Here is a 22,045-nt window from a genome sequence, read left to right as displayed (position 1 = left end):
TTACTCTCCTTGAAGTGTGGGGACGACCATGGGAGTGCCGGTCACCGGGTCCGGGACGACGACGCTGGGCAGGTCGAACACGTCCTTGATCAGCGTGGCGTCCACGATGTCCCCGGGGTCGCCCTCGGCGACCACGGTTCCGGCCTTCATGGCGACCAGGTGGTCGGCGAACCGGCACGCCTGGTTGATGTCGTGCAGGACCGCGACGACGGTGCGGCCCTCGTTGCGCAGCCTGGCGAGCAGGCCGAGCAGTTGGTACTGGTGGGTGATGTCGAGGAACGAGGTGGGTTCGTCCAGGAGCAGGTAGGGCGTCTCCTGGGCGAGCACCATGGCCATCCAGACCCGTTGGCGCTGTCCGCCGGACAGTTCCTGCACCGGTCGCTCGCCCAGGTCGGCGACGCCGGCGGCGGCCATCGCGCCGTCGACGGCCTTCTGGTCCTCGGGCGACCACAGGGCCAGCATCGACTGGTGGGGGAAGCGTCCCCGGCCGACGAGCTGGCGGACCTTGATGTCCTCGGGCGCCATCGGGTCCTGCGGCAGGAAGCCGAGGTGTTTGGCCAGCGCCTTGGTGGCGAAGCCGCCGACCTCGCGGCCGTCGAACTCCACCTGGCCGGCGTGCGGGCGCAGCAGCCGTACCAGCGCGCTCAGGAGGGTGGACTTCCCGCAGGCGTTCGGGCCGACGATGGCGGTGAACGCGCCGTCGGGGATGTCCAGGTTCAGCCGGGTGGACACGACCCGGTCTCCGTAGCGCAGGGTGATGTCCCGCGCTGTCAGGCGTGCGGTCACGCGCGCCTCACCTCCTTGGTCAGCAGCCAGATCAGGTAGCAACCGCCGATCGCGGTGCTCACGACGCCCACGGGCAGTGCGACGGGTGCCAGCAGCATCTGGGCCAGCAGGTCGGCGCCCTGGAGGAGCACCGCCCCGGTCAGTGCGGCGGGGAGCAGGGGTACTCCGGCGGCGCCCGCGAGCCGGCGGCCGATCTGCGGGGCGGCCAGGGCGATGAAGGCGATGGGTCCGGCCACGGCGGTCACCGTGGCGGTGCAGCCGACGCCGACCAGGACCATCAGCAGCCGCAGCCGGTCGAGTCCGACGCCGGTCGTGACGGCGATCGGGTCCCCGAGCGCCGCCTGGTGCATGGCGTGGGCCCGGGTGGTCATGAGGATCAGCAGGACGGCGATCACGGTGAACGGGATGCCGAGGTCGTCCCAGCCCACGCCGTTGAGCGAGCCCGCGCTCCAGCCGACGGCGGCGATCGCCACCTCCAGCTCGGCGCGCAGCACGATCCACGAGTTGATCGCGGTCACCATCGCGTTGATGGCGATACCGATGACGACCAGCCGAAGACCCGAGAAGCCGTGTTCGAGCGACAGCAGGTAGATGGCGGCCGCGACGATCAGGCCGCCGAGCACGGAGCCGACGGCGAGCTGTGCGGAGGTGCCCGACAGTACGGTGATGGCGACCAGGGCGCCCGTGTAGGCGCCGGCGTCCAGGCCGATGACGTCGGGGCTGCCCATGGGGTTGCGGGTGAGGTTCTGGAAGATGGCGCCCGCGACGCCGAGCGCGGCGCCGAAGACCAGGCCGGCCAGCACCCGCGGCAGCCGCCAGTCCCGGATCACCACGGAGTGCTCGGAGCCGGTGAGGACGGCGAACACCCGGCTGGGCGAGGACCATGACGCCCCGTAGCACAGTCCGAGCAGGCCGAGGCCGAGCATCAGGGCGACGAGTACGACGACGAGCACCGCCGTGCGGCGTTCCACGTGGAATTTCAGCACGTTCACAGTGACCCCGCCCCGTAGCGGCGGACCGCCCAGATCAGCATGGGGCCGCCGAGGAACGCGGTCACGATGGCCACCGGCACCTCGCCGGTGGGCAGCAGCACGCGGGAGGCCATGTCGGCGATGAGCAGCAGGACCGGGCCGAGCACCATGGTGTAGGCGATCAGCCAGGGCACCGATCCGGCGGCGGGTCTGCGTACCAGGTGCGGCACGATGAGCCCGACGAAGAGGATCGGCCCCGCCACCGCCGTCGCCGCACCGCTGAGCACGGTGATGAGGACGAGGGTGACGACGCGTACCCGGCCGACGTTGGCGCCGAGGGTGTGTGCCACGTTCTCGCCCAGCGTCAGGGCGTTGAGGGCCCGGCTCAGCAGCAGCGCACCGGCCAGCGAGACGGCTATCGCGGTCAGCGGAAGGGCCAGGGAGGCCTGTTCGCGTCCGGCGAGTGTTCCCACCGACCAGAACCGGTAGACGTCGAAGACGTCGGGGAGCATCAGCCGCATGCCGAGGGCGACGCCGTTCAGCACCGCGGTCAGCGCCACCCCCGTGAGCACGAGGCGCAGGGGCGAGCGGCGGCCGACCGCGGCGACCATGAGCGCCGCGATCACGGAACCGGTGATCGCGAAGCCCAGTTCGCCCGCCTGGCCGCCAGCCATGCCGAGCGCGGAGCCGATGGTGACGGCGAACCCGGCGCCCGCGGTGACCCCGAGGATGCCGGGCTCGGCCAGCGGGTTGCGGGCGAGCGTCTGGATGAGCGCGCCCGCGACGGCGAGCGCGGCACCGACGGCGACGGCGAGCATCGCACGCGGTGCCCGCACGTCGCGGACGATGACGTGGTCGTCGGTGCCCCGGTAGTCGAAGAGTGCGCGTACCACTTCGCCGGGGGCGACGTGGCGGGCCCCGACGCCCATGCTGAGTACGGCGAGAGCTGCCAGCAGTACCAGTCCGCCGACGAGCAGGGCGGTCTGCGGGACGGCCCGCCGGTTTCCCGCCGTCTTGGACGCGCGGCCCGCGACGGTCACCGGTTCAGCAGCGGAGCGAGCGACTTGTCGATCGCGTCCAGGGTCATCAGGGCCTCGCCGTAGGTGGCGGCCTCGGTGTAACGGAACGGGTAGGTCTTGCCGGCCTTGACGGCGGGCAGGTTCTTCCAGAGCTTGGAGTCCAGGACGTACTGGACGGACTTCGGGACGCTGCCGTCGGCGTCGACCGAGTAGGTCAGGGCGTCGGCCTCGCGGAAGGCGTCGGGAAGCTCCTCGATGGAGGGGTATTCGCTGACCGCGCTCGAACCGGAGCCGGCCTTCTTGACCTTGCCGTAGTACTTCGCGCCCAGGTCCTGGGCGATGTTGGTGCCCCACGAACCGCCGAACTCGCGCTGGAAGGTGCCCTTGGCGGCGTCACCGTACGCGCCGACGTGGCCGAGGTTGAGCTTCGGCAGCACGTCCTTGTACTTGGCGGCCAGTTCGGCGGCCTTGGTGTCGTAGGTCTTCTTCTGGGCGTCGAACTGCTTGAGCGCGCCCGCGGCGTCGGCCTGCTTGCGCGAGAGGTCGCGCCAGGCGGACGGCAGGCTCGGGCCGATCGCGACGACGGGGGCGATGGACTCCAGCCGCTTGATGTCGATGTCACCGAGGACGGGCGCCGGCACACCGATGACGATCAGGTCGGGCTCGGCCTCGGCGACGGCCTCGTAGTTGGTCTCGGCCGCCTGCTCGCCCGCGATCTTCGTGAGCTTGTTGTAGGTGGCGAGGTCCTCCTTGGTCATCATCGGTTCGCCGCGCTTCCACGAGGAGATGCCGACCAGCGGTGCGTCGGCCTCGATGAGGGCGGGTACGGCGTACCCGGTGGCCACCACACGCTTCGGGTTCACCGGGATGGTGATCTTGCCGTTGTCCGCGGTGAACACCCGGGTCTTGCTCTTCTCCGAGGCGGAGTCGGACCCGCCGTCGGAGGATGACCCGCATCCGGCCAGAACGAGGGCCAGCGCGAGGGCGCCGACCAGACCGGACGATCTGCGTATGGACATTCCGAACTCCTTGCTACTTAGGTAAGGCTCACCTTAGTTGATGGCCTTTCGGCAGGACAACTCGCGGGTGGCCCACCACCCGGTCCGGCCGGTTTCTTTCAGTGGTCGTGACCGTGGTCGTGGTCGTCCTCGTCGAAGTCCGCGACGCCGCGCTTCCAGTAGCCGGTGATGTCGTAGTCGGCCTTCTCCAGGCGCAGTTCGTCACGGACCCAGCGGCGCAGCGGCTTGATCTGCCCCGCCTCCCCCGCGACCCAGACATACGCCCGCTCACCCTCGGGCACGGTGACCGCCATCGCGGCACGCGCGAGCGCGTCACCGGAGCCGGCCGGGCGGCCGTCGCGGTGCAGCCAGTGCACCTCGACGCCCTCGGGCGCGGTCAGTTCGATCTCCTCGCCGGCGTCCGCGACTTCGATGAACGCCCAGCCCCTGGCGGCCCGGGGCAGTTCCTCCAGCCACCGCGCGATGGCGGGCAGCGCGGTGAGATCGCCGACGAGCAGGTAGCGGTCGTAGCTGTGCGGGACGATCAGCCCGCCGGGCGGCCCCGCGATGTGCATGGTGTCGCCGGGCTGCACCGTGCGGGCCCAGTCGGAGGCGAGGCCGCCCTCGTGTGCGGCGATGTCGATGTCGAGCTCGCCCGTGGCGGGGTCGTAGCGGCGCACGGTGTACTCGCGCGAGGTGGGCACCGGCCTCGGCCAGCGCAGCATCGCCCCGTTGCGCTCGGGCAGGCGCAGGGTGCCGTCCGCCTCCGGGAAGATCAGCTTGACGTGCTCGTCGGGCGCGTGGGCCTCGAACCCCTCGGTGCCCGCCCCGCCCAGGGTCACCCGCAGCAGCCCCGCGCCGACCGTGGACGTACGCACGACCTCGGCCTCCCGGATACCGATCGGGTAGCCGACCTTCTCGGCGTGCAGGCCGGCCCGCACCTCGGCGATCCGCTCCAGGTACCGGTCCCGCTGGTCGGTGCGGCTCATGCGCCCTCACCCGCCAGCAGCGTCTGCCAGTGGCCGAGTTCGGGCAGCTCGAAGAGGTCGGGGAACTCCAGCGTGGTCGCCCCTGCCGCCCGCCAGCGCTCGACCAGGACCATGATGCGCATCGAGTCGAGCCCGAGGTCGACAAGATTCTCCTCGGGCGTGATCTCGGCGGGCTCACAGCCCAGCAGTTCCGCGATGTCGGCCCGGACACGCTCGGGCGACAAGGTCTGGCTCATCGGACGACTCCTTCGGGGGGGTGGGCACCGACGGGTGGGTCGGAGCGGTGGTGCGGTGGACGGGCCCGGCGGCGGGCAACGCGAACGACCGGGCGGGGAAAGGATTTTCGCTGGCGGCGGGCGCGGCTCGTCCCGCCGGGAGCGCGGAGCGGCTCACGGCGGGCGGACGGCGACGTCGGGGCACACGCTTCGGGACCACGGGGTTCAGGGGCTGATGGCGTCACGATCAGCCGTGCGGACGGCCTCGGCCGCCGGGCCACCGCCCCTCACCTTCCACGCCCACACGAAGTCCCCCTAAAGCCCAGGCAAGGCTAACCTAACATCGACTTGCGCGGCACAGACACCTCTTCCGCCAACCGAACATCCTTCGCCCGGAGTTCAGGCAGTCGGGCACTGGGAACTTAGGCTACCCTCACTTAACCTAGCGCAGGAGGCCGGGCCGCGTGAAGGGCCACACCCCGGCCGCACCCCGGCCGCGCACCTCCCGCACCGCTCCCACACCCCTCCCGCGCGGTTTCCGTCCCGGTATATGAGCCGGAGCGCCACCCACGGTCCGCGACCCCGTAGGCTGGCGGCGCAGCTGGTTCGCCCTGTCCGCCAGACAGGCGCGTCGTAAGAGGGAACCCGGTGGGAATCCGGGACTGCCCCGCAGCGGTGAGTGGGAACGACCGCCGTCATACGCACTGGATCCGTCCGATCCGGGAAGCGACGGCCAGTAGGAATCCGTCCCTGGCGGATGTGCCCGCGAGTCCGAAGACCTGCCCGTTGCCCGCGCACGACCACTCGTACGCGGAAATCCCGGTGACCTCGTGGGCGGGTCGGCGTGCGTACCTGACGAAGAACCCGCACCGCGTGTGCCAGGGGCCCGTCCGGTCCGTCATCCCTTCGCGTCCGTGTCCCGTCCCGGGATGTTCAGGAGTCATCTCGCGAAGGAGATTTCCGTGACATCCAAGTCCGCAGCCGCGGCAGCGCAGGCCACCGTGTACGGCTACCCCCGGCAGGGCCCGGACCGGGAGCTGAAGAAGGCGATCGAGGGCTACTGGAAGGGCCGGGTCACCGCCGACGCCCTCCGGGAGACGGCGGCAGAGCTGCGCCGGTCCAACTGGCGGCAGCTGGCCGGCGCCGGCGTCCACGAGGTGCCGACCGGTGACTTCTCGTACTACGACCACGTCCTGGACACCAGCGTCATGGTCGGGGCCGTCCCGGACCGGCACCGCGAGGCCGTCGCGTCCGACGCTCTCGACGGATACTTCGCCATGGCGCGCGGGACCCAGGACGTGGCCCCGCTGGAGATGACCAAGTGGTTCGACACCAACTACCACTACCTGGTCCCCGAGCTCGGCCCCGACACCGTCTTCACCGCCGACTCCACCAAGCAGGTCATCGAGCTGACCGAGGCCCTCGCGCTCGGACACACCGCCCGGCCCGTGCTCGTCGGCCCCGTCACCTATCTCCTGCTGGCCAAGCCCGCCCCCGGGGTGGCCGCCGGCTTCGAACCGCTCACCCTGCTCGACCGGCTGCTCCCCGTGTACGCGGAGGTGCTCGCCGACCTGCGCGCCGCCGGAGCGCGGTGGGTGCAGCTGGACGAACCCGCCCTCGTCCAGGACCGCACCCCGGCCGAGCTCAACGCCGCCGCCCGCGCCTACCGCGGCCTCGGCGCCCTCACCGACCGGCCGCAGCTGCTCGTCGCCTCCTACTTCGACCGGCTCGGCGAGGCGCTCCCGGTCCTGGCGAAGGCCCCCGTCGAGGGCCTGGCGCTCGACTTCACCGGCGCGGCCGCGGCCAACCTGGAGGACCTCGCAGCCGTCGGCGGGCTCCCCGGCAAGCGGCTCGTCGCGGGCGTCGTCAACGGCCGCAACATCTGGATCAACGACTACGAGAAGTCCCTCGCGACCCTCGCCACGCTCCTCGGTCTCGCCGGCCGGGTCGACGTTGCCGCGTCCTGCTCCCTGCTGCACGTCCCGCTGGACACCGCGCCGGAGAAGGACATCGACCCGGAGGTCCTTCGCTGGCTCGCCTTCGCCCGGCAGAAGACCGACGAGGTGGTGACCCTGGCGAAGGGACTGGCCCTGGGCACCGAGGCGGTGGCCGCCGAGACCGCCGCCAACCGCGCCGCCCTCGCCTCCCGCGCCGGCTCCCCCCTCACCCGGGACCCGGCGGTGCGGGCCAGGACCGCCGCCGTCACCGAGGCGGACGTCCGCCGCTCCCAGCCGTACGCCGAACGCGCCGCCGCCCAGCGCGCCCACCTCGGGCTGCCGCTGCTGCCGACGACGACCATCGGCTCCTTCCCGCAGACCGGCGAACTGCGCACCGCCCGTGCCGACCTGCGCGCCGGACGCGTCGACACCGCCGGCTACGAGGAACGCATCCGGGCCGAGATCGGCGAGGTCATCGCCTTTCAGGAGAAGGCCGGCATCGACGTCCTGGTGCACGGCGAGCCCGAACGCAACGACATGGTGCAGTACTTCGCCGAGCAGCTGACCGGCTACCTGGCCACCCAGCACGGCTGGGTCCAGTCCTACGGCACCCGCTACGTCCGCCCGCCCGTTCTCGCCGGCGACATCTCGCGCCCCGCGCCCATGACGGTGCGCTGGACCTTCTACGCCCAGTCGCTCACCGACCGCCCGGTCAAGGGCATGCTCACCGGCCCGGTCACCATGCTCGCCTGGTCCTTCGTCCGCGACGACCAGCCGCTCGGCGACACCGCCCGCCAGGTCGCCCTCGCCCTGCGCGACGAGGTCAACGACCTGGAGGCGGGCGGCACCTCGGTCATCCAGGTGGACGAGCCCGCCCTGCGCGAGACCCTGCCGCTGCGGGCCGCCGGCCGCGCGGACTACCTGGCCTGGGCCACCGAGTCGTTCCGCCTCACCACGAGCGGGGTGAGGCCGGACACCCAGATCCACACCCACATGTGCTACGCCGAGTTCGGCGACATCGTCCGGGCCATCGACGACCTCGACGCCGACGTCATCAGCCTGGAGGCCGCCCGCTCCCACATGCAGGTCGCCCACGAACTCGCCGCACACGGCTACCCGCGCGAGGCAGGGCCCGGCGTCTACGACATCCACTCCCCGCGCGTGCCGAGCGCCGAGGAGGCCGCACAGCTCCTGCGCACCGGCCTGAAGGCCATCCCCGCCGAGCGGCTGTGGGTCAATCCCGACTGCGGCCTGAAGACCCGCGCCTGGCCCGAGACCCGCGCGTCGCTGGAGAACCTGGTGGCGGCGGCCCGTACCGTCCGCGGCGAACTCGCCTCCTCCTGACGCCCGGTTGAGCGGCCGGCCGGGACACCTGGGTACGAGCCGGACTCAGGTGTCCCGGCCGTCGGCGGAGCCGGGACCGGCGGGGGTGAAGCGGACCGGGGCCCGGAAGCGGGCCCGGCGGGCGGCGCGCCGGAAGGTGGTGAGCACGGCCGGGCCCGCCAGCATGACGCAGACGAAGTTGGTGACGGCCCGCCCGGTGTCCCAGCCCAGCGAGGTGGCGAGGTCGAACGCGAGGTAGCGGTGCCACTGCTCGGTGAACGGCAGTCCTGGCAGGTACGCGATGGAGCTGTCCGGGTCGAGGGAGAACGGCCAGAAGGACAGGTTGAGCAGGAAGCCGAAGAGGTAGCCGGAGAGCGATCCGTACCCGGCGAGCAGCAGCACCTCGCGGCGGCCGGTGGCGCGGGGCAGGAAGCCGGCGAGCATGCCCACGAAGGCGCAGCCGAACATCTGGTACGGCATCCACGGCCCGACGCCGCCCGTGATCAGCGCGGAGGTGAACAGCGAGGTGCAGCCGAGGGTGAAGCCGAAGCCGGGGCCGTAGACGCGCCCGGCGAGGACCAGGACGAAGAAGACCGTTTCGATTCCGGCCGTCCCGGCGCCGAGGGGGCGCAGGGCGGCGTTGACGGCGGACAGGACGCCGAGCATGGCCAGCGCCTTGGAGCTGATCCCGCCCTCGGCGATCTCGGAGAGCACCACGCACAGGACGAGGACGAGCAGCACGCCGAAGATGAGGGGCGGGGCGTAGTTCGATCCGAACTTTCCCGGCGCGACGACGAAGGGCCAGAAGAAGGCCACCACGCCGATGAAGGCGGCCAGGGCGATGACCAGCGAGACCCTGGGGGTGAGCCGGATGGCCGCGGTGGTGGCGGTGCTCATGTCCGGTCCCCGTCCTCGGACGCGTCCAGGGCCGCTGTCACCTGGTCGACGGTGAGGAAGGGCAGCGGGGCGAGGATCTTGGCGGTCTGCGGTGCGAACACCGGGGAGGCGACGATGACTTCGCGGGTGGGGCCGTCCGCGACGATGTCGCCCTCGGCCATGACGACCACCCGGTCGGCGGTGCGGGCGACGAACTCCACGTCGTGGGTGGAGATGACGACCGAGCGGCCCTCGGCCGCGAGAGCGGCGACGATCCGGGTGAGCTCCGCCTTGGCCCGGTAGTCCAGGCCGCGCGTCGGTTCGTCGAGCAGCAGGACACGCGGGGTGGCGGCGAGCTGGATGGCGAGGACGAGCGCCAGCTTCTGCCCCTCGGACAGGTCCCTGGGGTGGGTGGTGCCGGCGATGCCCGGGACCAGCCGGTCGAGGATCGTCCGTGCGCCGGGGCGCGTGTCCCCGTCGGCCGACTCGCTGTCGGCCTGGCCCAGTTCCTGCTCGACGCTCTCCAGGTAGAGCAGGTCGGCGGGGGTCTGCGGGACGAGCCCGACGAGGCGCCGCGCCTCGGCCGCCGGCAGGGTGTGCGGGTCGCGTGCCGTCCCGTCCGAAGTGACGCGTACGCTGCCGGCCCTGCGCGGTCCCGAGCCCTGGAGGGCCCACATCAGGGAGGACTTCCCGGAGCCGTTGCGGCCCATCAGTGCCGTGATCTCACCGGCGCGCAGGGCGAGGCCGGCCTCGCGGACGGCGGGGACGCCGTGGTAGGCGACGGTGACCCCACGTGCGGTCAGCAGGGCGGGGGCGCCGGCGGGCGGGGCCGGGCGGACGGGGGCGGGCTCGGCCGCGCCGAGCCGGGTGCGCAGCGGGACGGCGGCGCGGCGGGCGTCGCGCACGGACAGCGGCAGCGGGTCCCAGCCGGCTGCGCGGGCGAGGTCCACGATGGGCGGGGCGATGGACGACGTGCGCAGGATGTCGCCGGGGGCGCCGTGGACGGCGCGGCCGTCGCCGGGCAGGTGGATGACCCGGTCGGCGTACTGGACGACGCGTTCGAGGCGGTGCTCGGCCATGAGGACGGTGACGCCGAGGTCGTGGACGAGGCGGGTGACGGCGGCGAGGACCTCGTCGGCGGCGGTGGGGTCGAGGGCGGAGGTGGGTTCGTCCAGGACGAGGACGCGGGGGTGCGCGGTGAGGACGGAGCCGATCGCCACCCGCTGCTGCTGGCCGCCGGACAGCTCGTGCAGGGCTCGGTGACGCAGGTCGGCGAGGCCCAGCAGGTCGAGGGTCTCCTCCACACGTTTGCGCATGACGGCGGGCGGGGTCGCCAACTGCTCCATCGCGTAGGCGAGTTCTTCCTCGACGGTGTCTGTGACGAATCCGTCGAGCGGGTCCTGTCCGACCACACCGACCACATCGGCGAGTTCCCGGGGAGGGTGGTGGGCGGTGTCCCGGCCGTCGACGGTGACGCGGCCGTGCAGGGTGCCGCCGGTGAAGTGGGGCACCAGTCCGTTGACGGCTCCCAGGAGCGTGGACTTGCCGACTCCCGTGTGGCCGACGACGAGGCAGAGCTCGCCCTCCTCGATGGTGAGGTCGACCTCGCGCAGGGCGGGTTCGGCCGTGTCCTCGTATCTGACGGTGACCTGGTCGAAGGTGATCACGTGGCTCCGGCTTTCTCGGCGCGCGGCCGGGGTACGGCCGGGCGGGGCGCGGCCGGTGGTGGTGCGAGGAACCCGGCCGTCCCGGCGAGCAGGATCGCGCAGGCGGGCACCAGCGGCAGGGTGGGCCAGCTGAGGGGGTAGATGGAGGGGTTGAGCTCGGCGGCGTCGTAGCCCATGTTGCTGAACAGCAGCACGGCGGAGAGCGTCCCGGCCCCGGCGACGGCCCACTCGGGCAGCCGCCAGGGGTCGGGCCGGTAGGTGGTGCGCGAGACCCGGCGCCCGCCGATGCGCAGACCGGCCACGCACAGCACGGCTCCCGCCGCCATGGCCGGGAGGCCGAGGAAGCGGGGCGCGGTCGCGTCGAGGAGCCCGTAGGCCCCGGCGCACAGCCCGCACATGCCGAGGAGCATGAGGGTGCCGGTGACGCGCCGGGAGCGGCGGGTCGCGGTGCCGGCGCGGCCGTATCCCCGGGAGTCCATGCCGGCGGCCAGGCGCAGGGAGCGTTCGAGGGCGTCCTCCAGGACGGGGACAACGATGCCGCGCAGGGCCTTCAGCCCCTTGTTGCGGCCGGCGCGGAGCCGGCGGGCGCGGGCGACGCGCTGGACGCTCTGGACGAGTTGGGGGGCGACGCTGATGGCGACGGTGACGGCGACGCCGAGTTCGTGCAGGGCTCCGGGCAGGACGCGCAGGGCCCGTTTGGGGTTGGCGAGGGTGTTGGCGGCGCCGATGCAGCACAGCATGCAGGCGAGCCGCAGTCCGTCGGTGGCGGCCGACAGCAGCGCTTCGAGCGAGACGGGGCCGCCGAGCCGGATGCCGGCGTACCAGTCGGGGGTGGGGATGTGCGGGAGCGCGAAGAGGAAGTGGTCGTGCGGGGTGATGCCGGTGGCGAACACGGCCCGGAACAGGACCCGGATCGCGACGACGGTGCCGGCGAGAAAGAGGTAGTACTTGAATCCTCGTGCCCAGGGGGCCTCGGTGCGGCGCGCGGTGACGACGTAGCCGAGGACCGCGAGGACGAGGAGGAGCAGCAGCGGGTTGTTGGTGCGGCTGACCGCCGTGGCCAGGGCGAGCGCCCAGATCCACCAGGCGACCGGATGCAGGGTCCTGGGCAGGCGGCGGCCGCCGGTGTCCGGCAGGTTGCCGGAGACCGGTGCGGCCGCCTCGCGGGCCGTGTGGGTCACCCGGGTCACTCCGTGCGGCGGCGGCGCCCGGCCGCGTACACGGCCGCCCCGCCGACGAGCAGGATCAGGGCGCCGCCGGCCACCACCGGCAGGACGGAGCCCGCGTCCGTCCTGGCCTCGCTCGCGGGGGCCGCGTCGACCACGCGGGTCCCGGTCTCCGACGCGCTCGGCGACGGGCCGGGCGTCCCGGTCACCGAGGGGCTCGGTGACGCGGACCGCGACGGGCCGGGCGAGGTCTCCGGGGAGGCGGACGCGGTTGTGGAGGGCGGGGGCCTGCGGGTCGCGGTCGCCTTCGGACCGGTGCTGGTGCCGGGGGGCAGCTCCGGGGCCCGCTCGGTCGACTCGGGCTTGCCCGCGTCCCCCCGCGCCTCGGTGTTGTGGGCGCGCAGCTGGTCCGGGGTGAGGGTGGGGCGGCCCTCGGTGCCGCCGATGTCGGTGCCGCCGAAGATCCACAGGTCGACGCTGCCCGGCTTCGGCCGGTAGAGCATCGCGCCGAGCCGGCTGTACTCCCAGGTGCTCGCCCCCGGGTCGGCGTGCCAGTACGACCAGTAGGCGGAGGCGGGCGGGGTCAGGACGCAGTCGTCCTGCTGGGGCGTGGGGTACTGCTTGCCGCCCTGGTGGCCGCTGTAGCCGATCCGGCAGATGAAGGCCGGACCGTCGTGTCCGGTGCCGGTGGTGCGCCAGCCGCCCTGGTTGAGCAGTTCGTACCCGGTCGTCGGGGTGGTTCCGCAGGAGCGGTAGACGGGCCCGCCCCAGTGGCTGAAGTCGACCGCGAGCACGGCCCCGGACGTGGTGGTGCACCGGCCCATGGGCTGCGGGTCCGCCGCCGCCGACGGCGCGTTGGCCGTCAGCGCGGCGGTCCCGAGCAGGAGTGCGGTCACCGCCCGTACTGCCCTGCGCCATGGGGCGGTCGTCATATCCCGTCCCCCACCGCTGCCCTGCGGCGGGCGATCACGACGACCCGCCATCCGGCGGCGACGAGCAGGGCCGCCAGGCCGGCGAAGGCGCCGGCCCGCACACCGGTCGAGGCCAGCGCACCGCCACCGGAGCCGCCCCCGTCGGTGTCGATGATGCCGCCGGTGCCCCCGGCCGGGTCGTCGGGGGTGACGATCTGCGGGGTGGAGGGGCTGGGGGTGGGCTGGGGCGTGGTGCCGTCCAAGCTGCGTTCCAGCGTGCCGAAGGAGATGCCGGTCGCCCCGCCGACCGCCTGGGCGGAGGCCCGCAGGTTCGATTCGCGCCGGCCTTCCTTGGCGACGTCGAAGCCGCCGTCGCTGTTCTGCCGGCCCGCCAGGAACTTCTGGGCCCTGGCGATCCGGGAGGCGTAGCGCTCCTCGTCCAGCGAGAGCCCCTGGATGGCGAGGGCGGCCGAGTTGACCGAGTTGCCGGCCGCGCCGGGGAAGCCGCCGCCGTCGGACAGCTGCTGGTCCGCGAGCCAGGCCAGCGCCTTGGCGACGGCCTTCTCCGCCTTCTCGCCGCCGACGAGGTCCAGGGCCATGGCGGCGATGGCGGTCGAGTCGACGTCCGAGTCCCCGGTGGCGGGGATCAGGCTGGGCCATGCCCCGCTGTCGTGCTGGAGGCTTTCCAGGTACGCGATCGGTTCCTGGGCCGCCTTCTCCTCGCCGGCCCGCACCTGGGCCATGACCGCCAGTGCCTGGGAGAAGACGGAGGGGGCGTAGGTGTAGGCGCCCTTGGCGGCGCAGCTGCGGTCCGGGGCCGGGGTGGCCTTCTCGCACACGGCGGCGTTCAGTCCTGCGATGAGGTCCTGGCCGCCGAAAGCGCGGGGGTCGCGGCCCACGGCCTCGGCGAGGAGGGCTGCCTTGCCCATGGAGCCGCCGAGCGCGTACTTGGTGCCGGTCCCGGTCCAGTCCTGCAGGGTCTTGCCGTCGCCGTCCTTGCCGCCCTTGTCGAGGAAGTCGACGATGCCGCGCAGCTTGTCGTTGTCCAGGCCGGTGGCGGCGAGCGCGTAGGCGCCGTCGATGGTGAGGCCGAAGTCCGCGCGCGGGGATTCCGGACCGACCGGGTAGTACTGGCCCTGCCTCAGGTTGGCGGCGCTGGTGAGGTAGGCGACGCCCTTCTTCAGATCGGGACCTTCGCCCGCGGGGCGGGTCGGCTCCGCGGTGGGCGGTCCGGTCGTGGGCGGCCGGGTGGTGGGGGGCTCGGTGGCCGGCGGGTCGGTCGGGCCGGACCGCTTCGTCGTGAGGCGGGCGAGATCGGTGCCCGCCCCGGCCAGGACCGCGGGGCCCGTCGGGTAGAGAACCGGGTCGGTGGCGTCCTCCTCGAACCCGAAGCCGCCGCCGTCCAGTTGCTCCCGGGAGAGCCAGGAGACCGCGGCGTCGGCGTACGCGGGGGCGCCGAGCGCGCGCAGCGCCTGTGCGGCGAACCCGGTGGCGTGGACGCTGCCGGTGGTGGACCCGGTGTAGCCGGGGAACGCCCCGTCCTCGCGCTGCGCCTTCTTCAGGTACGCCACCGCCCGGGTGACCGCCGCTTCCTGGCCGCCCGCCTCGTGCAGGGCGAGGGCGGCGAGGCCGGTGGTGGCGGGGTCGCCGTCGCAGTACTCGCCGGGGCGGATCAGGATGCTCGTGATCCCGCCGTCCTCGCACTGGAGCCGGGCGAGCCTGGCGACCGCGTCGGCCGGGGGTGTGGCACCGGCTCGGACGAGGGCGAGCACGGCGAGCGCCTGGCCGTCCGCGTAACCGGCGTTGCGGAAGTCGCCCTTGGCGGTGCAGCCGGGCGCGGGGCTGCCGGCCTCGGGGCCCGCGGCGCAGACGCTGCCGGTGAGGGAGGCGGTCAGATCGTGTCCGCCGAAGTCCCCCGGATCGGCGTCCGTCGCCTCGGCGAGCAGGGCGAGCCGGGCGGCGGCGGCCGGGTCCGGGGCCCCGTCCTTGCCCGAGGGGTAGGCGTAGTCGTCGGTGTGGGCGGCGAGGAAGGCGGTGACCTTCGCGATGTCCGCGTGCTCGGGGTCCGCCGCCACGAGGGCGTAGGCGGCCTCGGTGGTCAGGAGGTAGTCGGGGGTGCCGGCGCCTTCGTCCACGACGCGTTCGCCGTCTTCGAGGACGCCCGACACCCAGGCCGCCGCCGCCGCGAGATCGACCTCGCCCGCCGGGGCCGTGGGAGTGCTGCCGGGGCCGGGGGTCCCGGTGGAGCCGCCCGCGCGTACGTCGTCGGGGGTGAACGCCGGCTTGCCGGTGGAGCCGCCGGCGTCGGTGCCTCCGAACACCCAGGCGTCGACGTCACCGTCCTTCAGCTTGCGGGACATGGCGCCGTACTGGCTGTACGTCCAGGTGTTGGTGCCCGGCGACGCGATCCAGTACGACCAGTAGGCGGTGGCCGGCGGTGTGAGGACGCAGGCTTCCTGCTCGGTGGTCGGGTACTGGGTGCCCGAGCCGAGGCCGATGCGGCAGATGAAGGCGGGGCCGTCGTGCTGGGTGCCCTCGGTGGTGAACCCGGCGTCGTGCAGGAGTTCGTAGCCGGTCGTCGGCGTCGTGTCGCAGCCCCGCTCGACCTTGCCGCCGAAGGGGCCGAAGTCGACGGCGACGACGGCCCCTTCGGTGGCCGTGCAGTCGCCGACCGGGCCTGCGGCGGCGGCCGGGCCGACCGTGACGAGTGTCACGCACATGGCAAGCAGCAGGAACGCCGCGGATATCAGGGCCAGCAGCGCACTGGCGCCCTTGTGCCGGTCTCTTCGCTGTGCGGTCCCCACCGCGGCCCCCTCGTTCCGTTCCCCTCGGGACGTGAACGTGGCAGAGGCGGCCACAGCCGCGCGCGGTCCGGCGCAGGGCAGGGCTGGTCGACCACGCCGTAGTCCGCGACGGCGCTTCTCGCTGCAGAATCAGCCCCAGGTAATCCGGCTCGCCCGGCGGTTGCCGGGCCTACGGTTGCGGGTCAGCGCCGGATTTCGACCGGCTTCCCCTGGAACTCAGTGCTTGTCGAGCGGATTGCAGCACGGTGGCTCCCGGATCGTCAAGACGCCGTCGTCCGCCTTCGGCCGGCGGCCGGAGGGTGTCTGGCGGGGCCGCCCGGCGTCCGGTAGCGTCCCGCCCTGCCACATGGGGGAACCCGGTGAGACTCCGGGGCTGACGCGCAGCGGTGTGGGACGGCGGGGGCCGTTCCGAGCCCGAATGCCCACGCGGCGAAGCACCACAGGAAGCCGGTCCACGCGTTCGGGCGGCGGCCCTGCCCGCTGCTGCCTCCCGCCCGGTTCGGCGAGGCCGCGGGGCCGGCCGGCGCCCCTCATCCCAGGAGCAGGCCATGTCCCGCCTTTCGTTCACGCGCCGTCTCGCGTTCACCGCGTCCGCCTCGCTCGGGGCGTTCTGTCTGACCGTTCTGCCGGCCGCCGCCACGGCCACCCCCGCCCAGATCGCCACCTCGAAGACCAATGGTGTGGCATATCTCAAGTCCCTCCAGGCAGCGGATGGTTCGTACGCCGGGCCGGGGCTGTCCAACGAGTGGGCGTTCAGCGCGCTCGCCGCCGCCGGCACCGCGGCCGTCGACGTCACGCCGGGCGGCGACGCCACGAAGAACGCGAGATCGGTCTACCGCGACCTGCTCGCCACGGCGGCCTGGCCGTCGGCGACTCCGGTGGTCACCGACTACGAACGCGCCGCCCTCAACGCGTACGCGGCCGGGATCGATCCCTCCCGCGTCTCCGCCTCCCGCAATCTGATCGGGGACATCTACAGCTACTGGCAGACGGCCGAGCCGGGCTACTTCGGCCCGTCGGGGAACTTCAACGGAACCGTCTTCGCGGCGCTCGCCCTGGGCGGCACGAAGACCCAGGCCGGTGCCCAGCGCATACCCCAGTCGCTGCGGGACGCCCTGATCACCCGTATCCGCGCCAACCAGCACGACGACGGCGGCTGGAACTACGGCAAGGCCGAAGGCGACGCGGGCGAGCTCGCCACCACGAGCGACGTCGACATGACGGGCGCGGCGATGGCCGCGCTGTGCGTCTCGGGCGTCCCGGACACCGATGCGGACGTCTCACGGGCCAAGGCGTTCCTCAAGGGCAAACTGGTGCCGTCCAGCGGCGCGTTCAACGCGATGTTCGGGGTCAACACCGACTCCAACGGCTGGGCCGTCTCCGGCCTCAACGCGTGCGGGATCAACCCGCAGACGGGCGACTTCCTCACCTCCGCCGGCAAGACCCCGGTGGATTTCCTCATCGCCCAGCAGTTCAACCCCGGCGGCGGCTTCAAGTACCTGCCGAGCGACACCGCCCCCTCCGCCTACGCGTCCGTGGACGGTCTGCGCGCTGTCGCGGGCGGCGGCTTCACCGCCGCTCCCCCGGCCCCGGTCACCGTCGGCGCGCCCCGGTGGGTGGCGCAGTCCGCGTTCACCCCGGGCACCGCCACGAAGCTGGCCCTGACCGTGGACGACGGCACGGGCGCCTTGAAGGTGTGCTCGGTCGCGTTCACGCCGACCGGGACGACGACCACGCTCGGCGCGGTGCTGGACGCGGCCACGACGTCGGCCACGCCCGCCGGCTGCGTGAGCGCGGTGACGCCCGCGTCGGGCACCGGCACCCTCACCGCGATCAACGGCAAGGCCAACAGCGGGTCCGGCACGTGGAAGGCCGGCATCGACGGATCGGCGTTCGCCGGGGCGGCCCGGGGCACGGTGATCAACGCGGGCGACACGGTGGCCCTGCGCTGGGGCAGCTGACCGGAAGCCGGCGCTGCACGGGCCCGTCCGGCAGGACGGGCAGCGCGGCCAGGCGGCGGTGCAGGTAGCCGCCGCCCCAGGCCAGCTGGGACAGCGGAACCGCCGGGGCCGGCCGGCGCCAGCGGCCGAGCAACTGGGTCAGGGCCACCGTCAGCTCCAGCCTGGCGAGCCCTGACCCGGGGCAGTAGTGCGGTCCCAGGCCGAAGCTCAGGTGGCGGCTCGCGGTGGAGCGGCCGGGGTCCAGCGTGCCGGGGTCGGCGTGGCAGCGGGGGTCGTGGTTGGCCGCCGCCACGGACAGCAGGACACCGCTGCCCGCCGGGATGACGGTGTCGCCGAACCGGATGTCCTCCAGCGCCACCCGCTTGGTGCCGAAGGAGCCCGGGGTGTCCCAGCGCAGCAGCTCGTCCACGGCGCGCGGGATGCGTCCCGGCTCCTCGCTCAGGCGCTGCCACACCTCCGGGTGGGCCAGCAGCGCCACCACGCTCATGCCCATCGCCTGCACCGTGCTGTCGAACCCGGCGAGCAGCAGCATCGCCAGCAGGGACGCCACTTCGTCCTCGCTCGCGCCGCCCTGTTCCCGCCAGGCGGCCAGGACGCGGGAGACCAGGTCGTCACCCGGGGCGGCGGACCTGCGGGCCATCTCACCGCGTACGAAGGCGTCGATCCGGGTGACGCTCGCGTCCACCTCGGCGGCGGTGCGTCCGGTCTTGTCCGCGAGGAGCGCCACCGGCCCGTACAGGGCGGCGCGCTCCTCCTCGGGGACGTCGAAGACCTCGCACAGCGAGCGGAAGGCGAAGGGGCGGGCGAAGGCGTCCATCAGCTCGACCGGGCCCCGGCCGCGCGCCGCGTCCGCCGCGTCGAGGAGTTCGGCGGCGGCCCGCTCGATCCGCCCGCGGTGGGCGGCCATGCGCGCCGGGGTCAGGGCGGGCGTCGCCAGGCGGCGGATGCGGGTGTGGTCCGGCGGGTCGTAGTTGACGAGGGTCAGGTCGAGTGCGCGGCGGCGCACCGCGGGGTCGGGTGTACGGCCGCCGCTCAGGGAGAGGCGCGGGTCCATGAATCCGGCCCGCACGTCCTCGGCCCGGGTCACCAGCCACGCCGGGCGCCCGGCCGGTGTCCTGACCCGGGTCACCGGGCAGGTCTCCCGGATCTCGGCCAGCACCTCGGCCGGCCGGTCCACGAACCCGGCCCCGAGCGGCTCCGGAAGTCGCGGCCGCCCTGCCGGCACTGGCGCGCCGGCCGTGACAGCGGGTTCGGTTTCCATACGGAGCCGTCCTCTCACGTCGCGGAGTGTGCGGCGCACACCGTAGGAACGGCGGGTTGCCCGCCGGTTCGGCCCGGGTGCGGTTCCGGTATGCCCGCTCCCCGTCCCGCCGGCGGCGCCGGGGCGCCGACCAGGAGGATTCACCGCCGCACAACCGGGGACGAACCGGTGCCGAACCCCGTGCTCCTAGCTTCCTGGCCGTCGGCGCAGTGCCGCCGTCCGTCGTCCCGATCGCCCGTCGTATGGAGGACCATCATGGCCGAGAACGTCGAGCCCAACGAGACCCCCGAGCAGGACGCCCCCGAGGTGGAGGCCCACTCCGACTCCGTCATCGGCTGGTGCGGGGTGCACCAGGAGGTGGCCGAGGAGCCCGAGGTCGTCGCCCACGTCGAGTCGCCCATCGGCTGGTGCGGGGTGCACCAGGAGGTGGCCGAGGAGCCCGAGGTGATCGCCCACTCCGAGGAGGGCGAGGACACCCCGTGGTGCGGCGTCCACCAGGAGCAGAACCTCTGATCCGGTCCTCAGGCCGGTCCTCCTCGGCCGCGGCGGCCTCGTCGCCGCGGCCGGGGGCCCGTCCCGGCCACCCCGCTCCCGCCCCCGCCCCGACCCGGAGGTCGCCGTGTCCGGTACGCAGTCCCTCGCCGTCCCCTCCGCCGGGGCCCGTCTGATCCGCGCCGACAGGGGGTGGTGGTTCCTCGGCGCCGGCGGGTACGCGCTGATGCGCCCCGCGCAGGTGGAGCCCGACGGCACCCTGCGGCCCTCGGCCGAACGCTATCTGCGCGACGCCGGTCTGTACGACCTGAAGCCCTACAGCTCGTACTCCCTGACCGTGCTGACCAGCACCGACTGCAACCTCGGCTGCGGCTACTGCTTCCAGAACACCTCGCAGGACCCCAAGGGCGGCAGCAGGCCGCCGCGCATCCGCCACGCCCGTCTGACGCCCGAGGCCGTCGGGCAGGTCCTGGACTTCACCCGGACGCGCATGGAGGCGGCGGGGCTCGACCGGCTGTCGCTGCTGCTGTTCGGCGGGGAGCCGCTGCTCAACCCGCGCGGCTGCCGCGACCTGCTCACCCGGGCCGGTGAACTGGGCCCGCTCACCGCGTCGATGACGTCCAACGGCACGCTGCTCACCCCGCTGATCGCGAAGGAGCTGAACGCGGCGGGTCTCGGCTCCGTCCAGGTGACCTTCGACGGCGACCGCGCCGACCACGACTCGATCCGGGTCAAGCGCTCCGGGGGCGGCACCTTCGACGTCATCGTCTCCAACATCGCGCGCGCCATCGAGCGCACCTCCCTGCGCTGGATGCTGCGGGTCAACGTCTCGCACCTGAACCGGCACGGCGTCGACGAGCTGGTGGAACGCCTCGGGTCACGCCTCGACCCGGCCCGTTGCGGCATCCACTTCGCCCGTGTCGGCGACGTCGGTGTCGGCTACGCCAACAACCTGCTCCACGAGGACGGCCTGGTCGAGGACTTCGTCCGCTGGCACGCCCGCGCGCTGGAGCTCGGCTTCACGGTGTCCCGGCCGCGCGCCCATGTCCCCTGCCAGGCCTGCTCCTTCGCCGACGGCCGGTACGGGGCGGTCATCAACGCCGATGGTGTGCTGGCCAGTTGCTGGGAGACCGCGGGGAAGCCCGGCATGGAGGTCGGCACCGTCGCCGACGGCTATCTGAGCGCGGAGCAGACGGAGGGCCGCTGGGTCAGCTGCCACGACCACTACCGCTACGACGAGGAGGCGGCGGTCCGCGCCGTCTTCCAGGACCGGGTGGACGCAGGGGTGCTGGACTGCCTGCACGGTGCCGGACGGCTGGGGTGAATTCCGGTATGAAGAGCGCGGGCATTCTGCGCACCAATGCCGACTTCCGCCGCTACTGGCTCAGTTCGACGCTCTCCACCCTCGGCTCCCAGCTGTCGCTGCTGGCCTTCCCGCTGCTCGTGCTGTCCATCGGCGGCAGCGCGGCCCAGGCGGGGACGGTCGCGACCTGCTCGATGGTGACGCGGACGCTGCTGAGGCTGCCCGCGGGCCATCTCGCCGACCGGCTCGACCGTCGGATGATCATGGTGGGCACCGATGTGGTGCGTCTGGTGGCGCTGGCCAGCATCCCGCTGGCGTCGGGGCTCGGAGGGCTCGGGCAGGCGCAGCTGCTCGGCGTGGCCGTGGTGGAGGGGGCGGCCACCGCGATGTTCTCGCCCGCGGCCACGATCGCGGTGCGCGACGTGGTGCCGGAGAAGGATCTCACCGACGCGCTGAGCCGCAGCCAGACGGCGATGGCGTCGAGTTCGCTGATCGGCCCGTTCCTGGGCGGCTGGCTGTTCACCCTGGACCCGATCCTGCCGTTCGCCGTCGATGCCGCCTCCTACGGGGTGTCGGCCGTGCTGCTGCTGCGGATCGGGATCAGGCCGACCGAACGGGTCGCGGACAGCGAGCGCGACAACCGGCTGACGGCCGGGCTGCGCTGGCTGACGCACCAGCGGGCGCTGCTGGCCGCCCTGATCTTCGCCGCGGGTATCAACATCGTCTCGGCGGCGGCTCAGGTGACGATGGTCGTCTCGCTGCGCCAGAGCGGTGCGGGCGGGACGGCGATCGGCGCGGTGATGGCCTGTGCCGGCATCGGGGGGCTGCTGGGCGCGGCTGCCGCGCCCTGGCTGATCAAGCGGAACCCGGCGGGGCGGCTCTTCCTGCTCATCGGCATGGTCTGGGCGCTGGGCCTGGCCATCTTCTCCCGGACGACGCTTCCCTGGGCGATCGGCCCGGTCCTGATCGTGGTCGTCTTCTTCAGCCCGCCCGCGGGCATCGTGGTGGGCCGTGCGGTGCTGGTGCTCGCGCCCCGCGATCTGCTGGGCCGGGTCAGCACCGCGACCGGTCTGATGATGGCCGGGCTGGCCTCCGCCGGGCCGATCGTGGCGGGCTCCTTCGTGGACTCCGTGGGGGCGAGCCGCACCTGGCTGGTGCTGGCGGGCACCGCGGCGGTGGTCACCCTGCTCTCCTCGGTGCCGCTGCTGCGCGAAACCAGTCTGGACGCCACCGAGGACGACCGGGGTGGTGCGCCGAAGGACGCGGACGAGCCGCTGCCCGCACCGGCCGGTGAGGACGACGCCGGGGCCGCCGGACTGGTCCCGGCGCCTCCCGGGCCGCGTCCCGGCAGCGGCGGCTCCTGACC

At 73.3% G+C, this 22,045-nt stretch carries 17 protein-coding genes and 3 riboswitches; of the genes, 5 read left to right on the top strand and 12 right to left on the bottom strand.

Translation table 11 applies throughout. The features are described 5' to 3' along the window. The 6 genes from B082_RS0106340 to B082_RS0106315 all read right to left on the bottom strand — a co-directional run bounded on the left by B082_RS0106340 (position 1) and on the right by B082_RS0106315 (position 4,999). Positions 1 to 786, bottom strand: a complete 786-nt coding sequence (locus B082_RS0106340; protein WP_018550969.1) for an ABC transporter ATP-binding protein — start codon at positions 784 to 786, stop codon at positions 1 to 3. Further along, entirely contained in the window at positions 783 to 1,778 is a 996-nt protein-coding gene (locus tag B082_RS0106335) for a FecCD family ABC transporter permease (protein WP_018550968.1), read from the bottom strand. The genes B082_RS0106340 and B082_RS0106335 overlap by 4 nt, the downstream gene beginning before the upstream one ends. Then, the gene (locus tag B082_RS0106330) at positions 1,775 to 2,797 is read right to left on the bottom strand and encodes a FecCD family ABC transporter permease (RefSeq protein WP_018550967.1); all 1,023 of its coding nucleotides are present in this window, start codon (positions 2,795 to 2,797) and stop codon (positions 1,775 to 1,777) included. Before B082_RS0106330 ends, B082_RS0106335 begins: the two co-directional genes overlap by 4 nt. Then, entirely contained in the window at positions 2,794 to 3,795 is a 1,002-nt protein-coding gene (locus B082_RS0106325) for an ABC transporter substrate-binding protein (protein WP_018550966.1), read from the bottom strand. Before B082_RS0106325 ends, B082_RS0106330 begins: the two co-directional genes overlap by 4 nt. 98 nt (positions 3,796 to 3,893) lie before the next feature. After that, entirely contained in the window at positions 3,894 to 4,763 is an 870-nt protein-coding gene (locus B082_RS0106320) for a siderophore-interacting protein (protein WP_018550965.1), read from the bottom strand. Next, positions 4,760 to 4,999, bottom strand: a complete 240-nt coding sequence (locus tag B082_RS0106315) for a phosphopantetheine-binding protein (protein WP_018550964.1) — start codon at positions 4,997 to 4,999, stop codon at positions 4,760 to 4,762. The genes B082_RS0106320 and B082_RS0106315 overlap by 4 nt, the downstream gene beginning before the upstream one ends. Before the next feature lie 564 nt (positions 5,000 to 5,563). After that, a riboswitch (cobalamin riboswitch) is annotated at positions 5,564 to 5,780 on the top strand. 160 nt (positions 5,781 to 5,940) lie between these two features. On the opposite strand from B082_RS0106315, the gene metE reads away from it, so the two are divergent. Next, positions 5,941 to 8,259, top strand: coding sequence for a 5-methyltetrahydropteroyltriglutamate--homocysteine S-methyltransferase (metE, locus tag B082_RS0106305; RefSeq protein WP_018550962.1), 2,319 nt, complete (start codon positions 5,941 to 5,943; stop codon positions 8,257 to 8,259). 45 nt (positions 8,260 to 8,304) lie between these two features. On the opposite strand, the gene B082_RS35735 is transcribed toward metE, so the two are convergent. Genes B082_RS35735 through B082_RS0106280 form a run of 5 tightly spaced genes read right to left on the bottom strand, consistent with a single transcriptional unit; the run spans position 8,305 to position 15,662 of the window. Continuing rightward, positions 8,305 to 9,135, bottom strand: coding sequence for an ECF transporter S component (locus tag B082_RS35735; RefSeq protein ID WP_018550961.1), 831 nt, complete (start codon positions 9,133 to 9,135; stop codon positions 8,305 to 8,307). Continuing rightward, entirely contained in the window at positions 9,132 to 10,781 is a 1,650-nt protein-coding gene (locus B082_RS0106295; protein ID WP_018550960.1) for an ABC transporter ATP-binding protein, read from the bottom strand. The genes B082_RS35735 and B082_RS0106295 overlap by 4 nt, the downstream gene beginning before the upstream one ends. Further along, entirely contained in the window at positions 10,778 to 11,962 is a 1,185-nt protein-coding gene (locus tag B082_RS0106290; protein ID WP_018550959.1) for an energy-coupling factor transporter transmembrane component T, read from the bottom strand. The genes B082_RS0106295 and B082_RS0106290 overlap by 4 nt, the downstream gene beginning before the upstream one ends. A 5-nt stretch (positions 11,963 to 11,967) precedes the next feature. Further along, positions 11,968 to 12,879, bottom strand: a complete 912-nt coding sequence (locus B082_RS0106285) for a hypothetical protein (RefSeq protein ID WP_026249485.1) — start codon at positions 12,877 to 12,879, stop codon at positions 11,968 to 11,970. Further along, entirely contained in the window at positions 12,876 to 15,662 is a 2,787-nt protein-coding gene (locus tag B082_RS0106280) for a prenyltransferase/squalene oxidase repeat-containing protein (RefSeq protein ID WP_018550957.1), read from the bottom strand. Before B082_RS0106280 ends, B082_RS0106285 begins: the two co-directional genes overlap by 4 nt. 120 nt (positions 15,663 to 15,782) lie before the next feature. After that, positions 15,783 to 15,911, bottom strand: a riboswitch (cobalamin riboswitch). 100 nt (positions 15,912 to 16,011) lie between these two features. After that, a riboswitch (cobalamin riboswitch) is annotated at positions 16,012 to 16,086 on the top strand. A gap of 124 nt (positions 16,087 to 16,210) precedes the next feature. On the opposite strand from B082_RS0106280, the gene B082_RS0106275 reads away from it, so the two are divergent. Beyond that, positions 16,211 to 17,623 carry a hypothetical protein gene (locus tag B082_RS0106275; protein ID WP_018550956.1) on the top strand — a complete coding sequence of 471 codons (1,413 nt, stop codon included), beginning with the start codon at positions 16,211 to 16,213 and terminating at the stop codon, positions 17,621 to 17,623. Here B082_RS0106275 and B082_RS35730 read toward each other — a convergent pair. After that, positions 17,583 to 18,884 (bottom strand): cytochrome P450, encoded by a 1,302-nt coding sequence (locus tag B082_RS35730; protein WP_086023902.1) that lies wholly within the window; start codon positions 18,882 to 18,884, stop codon positions 17,583 to 17,585. The two genes, B082_RS0106275 and B082_RS35730, sit on opposite strands and share 41 nt — an antisense overlap. 255 nt (positions 18,885 to 19,139) lie before the next feature. On the opposite strand from B082_RS35730, the gene B082_RS0106265 reads away from it, so the two are divergent. The 3 genes from B082_RS0106265 to B082_RS37415 all read left to right on the top strand — a co-directional run bounded on the left by B082_RS0106265 (position 19,140) and on the right by B082_RS37415 (position 22,043). After that, positions 19,140 to 19,397 (top strand): hypothetical protein, encoded by a 258-nt coding sequence (locus B082_RS0106265; RefSeq protein ID WP_018550954.1) that lies wholly within the window; start codon positions 19,140 to 19,142, stop codon positions 19,395 to 19,397. Between the two features lie 106 nt (positions 19,398 to 19,503). After that, positions 19,504 to 20,700: a radical SAM protein gene (locus B082_RS0106260; protein WP_018550953.1), complete on the top strand. Its 1,197-nt coding sequence runs from the start codon at positions 19,504 to 19,506 to the stop codon at positions 20,698 to 20,700. An 8-nt stretch (positions 20,701 to 20,708) separates the two neighbouring features. Continuing rightward, a complete protein-coding gene (locus tag B082_RS37415; protein WP_018550952.1) occupies positions 20,709 to 22,043 on the top strand; it encodes an MFS transporter in 1,335 nt (444 codons plus the stop codon). Positions 22,044 to 22,045: the final 2 nt, after the last annotated feature.

This window comes from Streptomyces sp. ATexAB-D23, assembly GCF_000373645.1.
In the GTDB taxonomy this organism is placed as follows: domain Bacteria; phylum Actinomycetota; class Actinomycetes; order Streptomycetales; family Streptomycetaceae; genus Streptomyces; species Streptomyces castrisilvae.
Note: the sequence above shows the minus strand (reverse complement) of the source record. Positions and strands in the feature narration are given on the sequence as shown.

Bases quoted from the DNA above. Each gene is read 5' to 3' on its own strand.
- B082_RS0106315 (WP_018550964.1), bottom strand. From the start codon at position 4,999: ATGAGCCAGACCTTGTCGCCCGAGCGTGTCCGGGCCGACATCGCGGAA.
- B082_RS0106265 (WP_018550954.1), top strand. From the start codon at position 19,140: ATGGCCGAGAACGTCGAGCCCAACGAGACCCCCGAGCAGGACGCCCCC.
- B082_RS35735 (WP_018550961.1), bottom strand. From the start codon at position 9,135: ATGAGCACCGCCACCACCGCGGCCATCCGGCTCACCCCCAGGGTCTCG.
- B082_RS0106275 (WP_018550956.1), top strand. From the start codon at position 16,211: ATGTCCCGCCTTTCGTTCACGCGCCGTCTCGCGTTCACCGCGTCCGCC.
- B082_RS0106325 (WP_018550966.1), bottom strand. From the start codon at position 3,795: ATGTCCATACGCAGATCGTCCGGTCTGGTCGGCGCCCTCGCGCTGGCC.
- B082_RS0106285 (WP_026249485.1), bottom strand. From the start codon at position 12,879: ATGACGACCGCCCCATGGCGCAGGGCAGTACGGGCGGTGACCGCACTC.
- B082_RS35730 (WP_086023902.1), bottom strand. From the start codon at position 18,884: ATGGAAACCGAACCCGCTGTCACGGCCGGCGCGCCAGTGCCGGCAGGG.
- B082_RS37415 (WP_018550952.1), top strand. From the start codon at position 20,709: ATGAAGAGCGCGGGCATTCTGCGCACCAATGCCGACTTCCGCCGCTAC.
- B082_RS0106320 (WP_018550965.1), bottom strand. From the start codon at position 4,763: ATGAGCCGCACCGACCAGCGGGACCGGTACCTGGAGCGGATCGCCGAG.